The 6,564-nt window shown below is 50.5% G+C and carries 10 protein-coding genes and 1 pseudogene; all 11 read right to left on the bottom strand.

Annotated elements, in window-relative coordinates:
• Window positions 1–193, bottom strand: a pseudogene (locus PR833_RS17775) (TraI domain-containing protein); the annotation flags it as partial.
• Between the two features lie 175 nt (window positions 194–368).
• Window positions 369–695 (bottom strand): hypothetical protein, encoded by a 327-nt coding sequence (locus tag PR833_RS17770; RefSeq protein ID WP_012368427.1) that lies wholly within the window; start codon window positions 693–695, stop codon window positions 369–371.
• A gap of 143 nt (window positions 696–838) precedes the next feature.
• Window positions 839–1,840 (bottom strand): DUF1281 domain-containing protein, encoded by a 1,002-nt coding sequence (locus PR833_RS17765; protein ID WP_004245726.1) that lies wholly within the window; start codon window positions 1,838–1,840, stop codon window positions 839–841.
• Between the two features lie 84 nt (window positions 1,841–1,924).
• Window positions 1,925–2,224 carry a TA system toxin CbtA family protein gene (locus tag PR833_RS17760; protein ID WP_001038587.1) on the bottom strand — a complete coding sequence of 100 codons (300 nt, stop codon included), beginning with the start codon at window positions 2,222–2,224 and terminating at the stop codon, window positions 1,925–1,927.
• A gap of 9 nt (window positions 2,225–2,233) precedes the next feature.
• A complete protein-coding gene (locus tag PR833_RS17755; protein ID WP_012368428.1) occupies window positions 2,234–3,208 on the bottom strand; it encodes an ArdC family protein in 975 nt (324 codons plus the stop codon).
• Between the two features lie 152 nt (window positions 3,209–3,360).
• A complete protein-coding gene (locus PR833_RS17750; protein ID WP_004239680.1) occupies window positions 3,361–4,008 on the bottom strand; it encodes a hypothetical protein in 648 nt (215 codons plus the stop codon).
• Window positions 4,008–4,520 (bottom strand): hypothetical protein, encoded by a 513-nt coding sequence (locus PR833_RS17745; RefSeq protein WP_000542402.1) that lies wholly within the window; start codon window positions 4,518–4,520, stop codon window positions 4,008–4,010. The genes PR833_RS17750 and PR833_RS17745 overlap by 1 nt, the downstream gene beginning before the upstream one ends.
• 110 nt (window positions 4,521–4,630) lie before the next feature.
• A complete protein-coding gene (locus PR833_RS17740; RefSeq protein ID WP_004239684.1) occupies window positions 4,631–4,987 on the bottom strand; it encodes a hypothetical protein in 357 nt (118 codons plus the stop codon).
• Between the two features lie 96 nt (window positions 4,988–5,083).
• Window positions 5,084–5,254, bottom strand: coding sequence for a hypothetical protein (locus tag PR833_RS17735; RefSeq protein WP_223302951.1), 171 nt, complete (start codon window positions 5,252–5,254; stop codon window positions 5,084–5,086).
• Between the two features lie 418 nt (window positions 5,255–5,672).
• Window positions 5,673–5,990 (bottom strand): hypothetical protein, encoded by a 318-nt coding sequence (locus tag PR833_RS17730; protein WP_000171971.1) that lies wholly within the window; start codon window positions 5,988–5,990, stop codon window positions 5,673–5,675.
• Between the two features lie 81 nt (window positions 5,991–6,071).
• Window positions 6,072–6,434, bottom strand: coding sequence for a hypothetical protein (locus PR833_RS17725; protein WP_004245735.1), 363 nt, complete (start codon window positions 6,432–6,434; stop codon window positions 6,072–6,074).
• Window positions 6,435–6,564: the final 130 nt, after the last annotated feature.

Raw genomic sequence — 6,564 nt, 5'->3', positions numbered from 1 at the left:
CTACCACCCGGCTGATTTGCTGTAACCAGTTTTGCCGCTGCGGTGTGGTCAGCAATACGTCAGCTGCCTGCGGTAAATAAAAGCCGTCACTGTCACGGATAAATAATGGCCTTTCCTGCGTGTTTCCCGGGGAAACACGCAATGTTTTCTCTTCCGCTTTCCGGGAAAGCGATTTACGAAACCACGGTAACATCGGTGTTACTGCCTCTTTAATTCGGTAAAAACAACAACGCAACATTAAATAAAACATAAATTATTTTAATATCAGGATAAGAATAAATAATAAATGCACCTTATTTTCATTACGTTAACTCATCCACAAAAATAATTCCGGCAACAAAACAGAAGATTACATGAATAATGTTTTATTATTCTGTCTCTGTCTGTTTCTGCTGCCAGGCACGGATGGCCTTTTCATACGCGTCCGCATTCACATGCTCCCGGGTCATTCCGCATTGCAGAATATTTTCCCGACCTGACCAGAAGCCCGCATTTCTGTTTCTTTCCACCAACTGACATTCCGTCAGGTAATAACGCCCCCACTCAGCCTGGCGCTGTTCATCCCAGACCAGGAAAACGCCCACAACCAGAATCAGTGGCAACAAAAGTCCGGCTGTGACAAAAAAAGGAAACAGAATTTCATTCCAAAAATCCTGAGCCCACTCCCTCACACCCTGCCCAAATTCACATCTCATCACACTCTCCCCCATCTCATTCAATGACGGCATCACGATAACAATGCGGGAATAAAACAAAAGCCGAAATTAGTTTTCCGAAAAAAATAAAAAAACCCGGTATCACTACCGGGTTTTCAGTCAGTTAAATCAGTACGGAAACCTCACCCTCCGTAATGTGGCAATGAATCAAGAATATAGTCCGGTCCCGTCACATCCTGGAAACCGTCCTCATTCTCTTCATCACTGAACTCAATCTCATCAGATTCATGGTCGGTTAACCGGCCATGGTCATACTCGCTGTATCCGCAGAAACCACAGCCTTCTTCGGCATAGACATGACGGACCTGACAGCGGAAACGCGCAGACAGAGCACACAAAACCGCTGCTGACGGCGGCCCCCACGGAGTATCAAACTCTGCGGATAACTCCGTCGCATACCCGCCATCAATACAGTGAAAACCACTGCCGTTCGGCCATTTCACACCATAACGGCACTGATAAAGGTGATATGTACTGTTACCGGGGGCAAACGCCTGCCAGCGCGCCTGCCGCCAGATGACCTCCGGTGTTTTCCATAAACAGCCGTTAAAACCGTGTAATTCAGCCGCAAGGCTGGTCGGTAACAGAGTCCGCATATCCATCGGTATGGCTTCTCCGGTACTGCGAAGGTACTGAATATCCTCCCAGGCTGTCGCCACCCGGCTCTCATCCTCTCCGGTAAACCGGTTAAGCCAGTCAAAACTGCTTCCCGATAACAACGGGGACAGTCTCGCTTTCTGCGTCGCCGTCAGCGAGTCCCAGGAATGGTACGCCCCGCCTTCAGATAACCACATCTGATACCACTGATGGATTTGCTGACAACATGACGGTGTCAAATCCGGTGCAGTCATCAGCAGGTCAACCCAGTGCGTGAAAGCCGTGTTTCCCGGGGAAACAGGCCCGGTTGCACCGTATGAAGTCAGTTCCGGTAACGGCGGAAAAGACAGCGGTCTGACCGGTTTCAGTATCCCCGCGCAGCCGGCCAGCAACAAATGCAGACTTTGTGCTATCGCCGTCTGCCAGGCGGGTATCCCATCATCCGCATATATCCAGTGTTTAAGAGCCGGCATATCCGCCGCGTTGTGTAAGGTGATGTCAAGTCGGTTCGAGCACCAGTTTGGCATGATGATGTCCTCTTTTCAGAATAAAAAAGAGGGCTTATCCCGTGAGGAACAAGCCCTCACGGGAAAGATGTCAGTCGTTAATCGTTAAGGATTATCCGGCATGACATCCGGGTTAATGGCACCGCTCAGCTGAGCCTGTGCAAGTAAGGCATCGCTGTCACTGACATACGGGGATGCCGGCAGATAACAGGATGCATTCAGTTTATCCAGGTGGTACTTATCCACCAGACGGTTGACCACCGATACCGGCGATATCCCGAGTTCAATCATCCGGGACACCTCAGCATCATCGGACAATCCGGTATCACTCAGCGTAATGCCGTAATGCACTTGCAGTAACTGATGTACCAGTAACTGAAAGCGGATAATGGTCATTTTGTTCATCGCAGTCTCCTACGCGGCCTGTCGGGATGCGGCCACATTCAGTAAAAACTCACAGGCCTGGCGGGCCTGCCCGGCGGCCCGGAACAACGCTTTTTTGTCCGATTTCAGTACCCGCAGCCAGCTGTCAAGATAGCTTTCATGGTTCACTTCTCCCTCGACGCTTAACTGCGCACAAAGAAAAGCGCTGCCCATTTCCGCAACCAGCTCCTCAAAACTGTACAGCGGGTCACCAAACTTCAGGGACGATGAGGTGATGCCTTCACGGGCCAGCCTGGACGGATGACCGGTACTGTGCACCAACTCATGCAGTAAGGTGGCCTGGTAATCGGCATTCCGGTCAAACTGTGACGACAGCGGCATCACAATCCGGTCCTGTGACGGACTGTAATACGCCCGGTTCTGCGCCGCACTGGTCACCTTCACGCCGCTGGCATTCAGGATATCCAGCACCCGGTGCGTGGCCGGCAGGGTTATCCCTGCTGTCTCCTCTCCGGGTAGTCGCCGGTTTTCGTAAAAATGCGCCGGCAGGTCATCACACTGGGCTATGTTAAATAACGGATTCGCCTTTATCATCGGCACCTCCGTCATCACCACCTCACCGTGTTCATCCCGCAGCAGCTCACCGTGACGGTCTTTTGCCGGCACCTTCACCGGTTTGAATATCACAGTATTCGTCGCCATTTCGCCTTTACGGACATGGCCACCCAGTTGCTGTGCCTGACGGTAAGTCAGCCAGATATCGTAACCAAAGCCCTGCTCCGCCGCCGACAACCATAACAGCAGCACATTTATCCCCTGGTAGGAATGACCGGTCAGGGCGTTCACCGGAAAACCGGTGCCTGTCCCTTCCGACGGCCGCCATGGTCGTTTCCACGGACGGGTGCCTTTTTCCAGCGCGGCCACAATACGGTCAGTCACTTCCTGATAAATATCGCGAACCGGCTTATCCGCTGCCGGACGGCGTTTACGGTCAGATTTTTTCATCGGAATACCCTCAATAAAAAAGGTGTATCCCGTCCTGACGGTGAGATACACCATCAGGTGAAAAAACAATATGGTTAATTTTCAACCGGCGTTTCCAGTGGAAACACTGATTAAAATGTGTTCAGTGCTTCCCGGGGAAACACCTTACCTGATTACCACCAGGCCACAAAAAACAGTGACTCTGCGTCAAAGTCAAACGTCTCCGTTATCTCTGACAGCCAGCGTCTGACGCCTTCCACATCAGCCCAGTACGCCTCATCATAAGCCGTTGAACCAAAGAAAAAGCCCTCAGTGGTCGGGAACCGTGTCTGACAGTTTTCCGGTGTCAGTGCCTGCAAGTCCTGCTGTAAAGCCCGCAGATGGGCCTCTGTCACCAGCACCTTTTCACAGTTCTCAAAAGCCCCGATATGGTCATGCACCCACTTAAACAGCGCATTAACCTTACGGAAATACCCGACTTCAATATCGCCGTCGCTGTCCGCTTCTGCGTAACGTGAGGCGGGTATCCGGCTTTTGTCTGTACCACGCTTTTCACTGGCATAAAAGTAAATATCGAGTCCCTTCTGCTCAGCATCTCTGACACACGATAACGCACACGCCAGCGTGTCCCAGTTGATCCCCAGCTCCGCATCAAAATGATGTGCAACATGCGTTAATGTTGCCCGTGTCTCTGCCGGACAAGCCGTTTCATCAACATAGGTAACATCATCGGGGAACCACATCTCACACAAGACGAATGCCTCCGGATTGCAGCGGGATAAATCCGCTATCAGTTCCCGTATCGTACAGGCTCTGGCCATTATCCTGCCTCCGGTAAACCTATCCCTTCCGGTAACGTCAGGATAAGATAAGGAAATACCTGACTGACATAGTCCAGCACCGGCTGCCAGTCCCGGATATCCCCGTCAGAAGAGACCGAAAAATATCCCGGGCACAGGTTGTACAACAACAGTAATGCCGCGACTACAAACACGTCATAGGGTTTGTATGCTGTCTTGCAGAAATCCCAGTAGTCCTCTACGGGGATTTCGCGCTGAACAATAAACGTCTCATGATTCATGTCATCAGCCGCATTACCGTTAAAACAAAGCGCCTCACCGTCGTCGGTGAATAATGAGCCATCATTCAGCCGTTTTTCCTCCAGGCCATCACACAACACAATAGGTTTATCTGGGTATCCGCCGCAAATCTGCTCTGCGGATATGGGATTGGCCAGATAGTGGTGATAGAGCTTGTCCAGATGTTCACGGAAGTTCTGCCACATCAGGGGGTCAACGCTTTGTTTTTGTGTAAAATAATGTGTATATCCCATGTGATAAATCCTCATTCTGATTAAAAAAATGGCGGATTCATCTCCTGACGGAAATCAATCCGCCGGGCGGGGTCATAACAAAAAGTCAATGGTGCTATCAGTACAACAAATCAGCGACACCAGGCATAACGCACCTGTGCCAGCTGGTATGTCAGTGCAAATCCGGCACGGGAGGCCGCTTTTATGGAACAAAATGTCCTGCTGTCCAGCGAGGTTATCAACGAATGAAAGCGGTATTCTTTCGAATGCGCGCCCAGACGTACAGTAATGCGGATCCTGAACTGCCGGGGATTCACTTTCACCACCGTCGCACGGTAAGCGCGCCGGCCGGTTCGGTTACTTATCCACGGTAATTCACCGGGTATCCCTGACGAAACAAACGGTATACGGTCATAAAAACGGTACAGCCGTTGCATGATCAGACTCAGAAATGAAAACGGTTTGTTTTCTGGCAGTAAAACAGACATGTGTGTTTCTCCGGTAAAAAAAGACGGAGAAACGTCCACCTGACGGGGAGTTTCCCCGTCGGGTAGGTAAGTAAAAAAAGAATGAATGCCGGCAAATCAGTCGCTCAGTTCGATACCGACAAGGTATTCATCAGCCATCTCCATTGCCATCCATTCACTGACGGTCTCATCCAAGCCGGCTTCACAGCCTTTCTGCCAGATCACTGCATCAATCCGCTGACCGATATCCGGTAAACGGCGAAGCAGACATGCCGGCCAGGGTCTCATCAGACCATCCGCACGCCACAGTAATAATCTGCCGTAAGCAAATCCGGCATCATAAAGCGTACACTTCATCAGCGAAATGGAATGAGGGCGGTTTTGCTCACCGGCATACCTTTCAGCCAGTTTCAAATCAGCCTCAACATTTCGCAGTGTCCGGGCTTCCTCAACCAGCCACATCAGCCATTCCCAACTCCGGGAATAGCGACAGACGTGATCGGCCACAAAGAACAGTCCGCGGGTAATGCCATAAATCATGGTTATCAAACCTGATCAGTAAATGGAAGCAGCCCCATTTCAGGGTAGCTGACTGACACCTGTGAGTCCGTTAAATCAGTCGGTTACATGCTTTTCATTTTCGTGTTGCAGGCAGCAGCGGTAACCCCAGCGCCAGGCTTCATTCCAGATTTCCGGATCGAGCCGCTCAGCGATGACTGTCAGCCGGTGAAGCAAAAATGCGGGGGCACCGGTTTGCGAGTCCATAGTAAATCAGGGCGCCAAAACGAAATGCCGTTGTATACAAATCAAGCTCAATAAACGGCAGTTCTCTGTAATCTCCGCTCTGATACATCCGTTTTTCGTCCAAACGTATCACCTCCAGTTCTTCTGCGGTGATTTTCAGCATCCGGGCATCATTAGCAACGGCCTTCAGTTGCTGAGAAACACGGGAATGCGGAAATAAATAACTGGCAATACCAGACATTACGTGGGCAACACCATAATTCAATGTAAAAAGAGTCATAAGGGCTATCCTCAGATAAGGGAATACAGCCCTCACGGGATGTTTTCCCGTATGGGTCATAAAATCAGTGAATGTCCGCCGTTAAGCACCAAACATCAGCGCTTCAACCGGATCTTCAAACTGTGCATTTTTGATCGCATCGTTGTAGATACGGCGAAAGTCAGACGCATAAGGCGTTTGCTCAGCCGCTTTCCAGACAGCGCGGACCATTTTCTCAAGATGTGGACGGGTAAAATCAGCCTCCACAGATAACGCGCCCAGTTGCTCTGCAACGGCACTGATTATCCAGAAGTTTGGCGGAAAATTATCTTCGTCCGGGTGCTCGCCAATATCCAGACGGACAAAAGCAAGAACCATGTCGAGCTCACCTGAGAGGTGATGCAGTTGCGTGAGAGAGTGCAGATCGTCAAAAAAAGACGATTCCGGAAATGTAGATACCTTCATTGAATTTCTCCTGAAAAAACGGAGAAATTCCCTGATGACGGGTGATTTCCCCGTCAGCGGGCAGGTTATATGAAGCGTTGCGTAAAAATAATCCTGATGATAACGCTATTCTGTTATCACCCTCCGTCGA

The sequence above is a fragment of the Providencia sp. PROV189 genome, assembly GCF_028480065.1.
GTDB classification, from domain to species: domain Bacteria; phylum Pseudomonadota; class Gammaproteobacteria; order Enterobacterales; family Enterobacteriaceae; genus Providencia; species Providencia stuartii.
This window is presented reverse-complemented; position numbering and strand designations above follow the sequence as displayed.

Excerpts from the sequence above, each read along its gene's own strand:
- PR833_RS17770 (WP_012368427.1), bottom strand. The coding sequence starts at position 695 with ATGAGATGTGAATTTGGGCAGGGTGTGAGGGAGTGGGCTCAGGATTTT.
- PR833_RS17765 (WP_004245726.1), bottom strand. The coding sequence starts at position 1,840 with ATGCCAAACTGGTGCTCGAACCGACTTGACATCACCTTACACAACGCG.
- PR833_RS17760 (WP_001038587.1), bottom strand. The coding sequence starts at position 2,224 with ATGAACAAAATGACCATTATCCGCTTTCAGTTACTGGTACATCAGTTA.
- PR833_RS17755 (WP_012368428.1), bottom strand. The coding sequence starts at position 3,208 with ATGAAAAAATCTGACCGTAAACGCCGTCCGGCAGCGGATAAGCCGGTT.
- PR833_RS17750 (WP_004239680.1), bottom strand. The coding sequence starts at position 4,008 with ATGGCCAGAGCCTGTACGATACGGGAACTGATAGCGGATTTATCCCGC.
- PR833_RS17745 (WP_000542402.1), bottom strand. The coding sequence starts at position 4,520 with ATGGGATATACACATTATTTTACACAAAAACAAAGCGTTGACCCCCTG.
- PR833_RS17740 (WP_004239684.1), bottom strand. The coding sequence starts at position 4,987 with ATGTCTGTTTTACTGCCAGAAAACAAACCGTTTTCATTTCTGAGTCTG.
- PR833_RS17735 (WP_223302951.1), bottom strand. The coding sequence starts at position 5,254 with ATGAGACCCTGGCCGGCATGTCTGCTTCGCCGTTTACCGGATATCGGT.
- PR833_RS17730 (WP_000171971.1), bottom strand. The coding sequence starts at position 5,990 with ATGACTCTTTTTACATTGAATTATGGTGTTGCCCACGTAATGTCTGGT.
- PR833_RS17725 (WP_004245735.1), bottom strand. The coding sequence starts at position 6,434 with ATGAAGGTATCTACATTTCCGGAATCGTCTTTTTTTGACGATCTGCAC.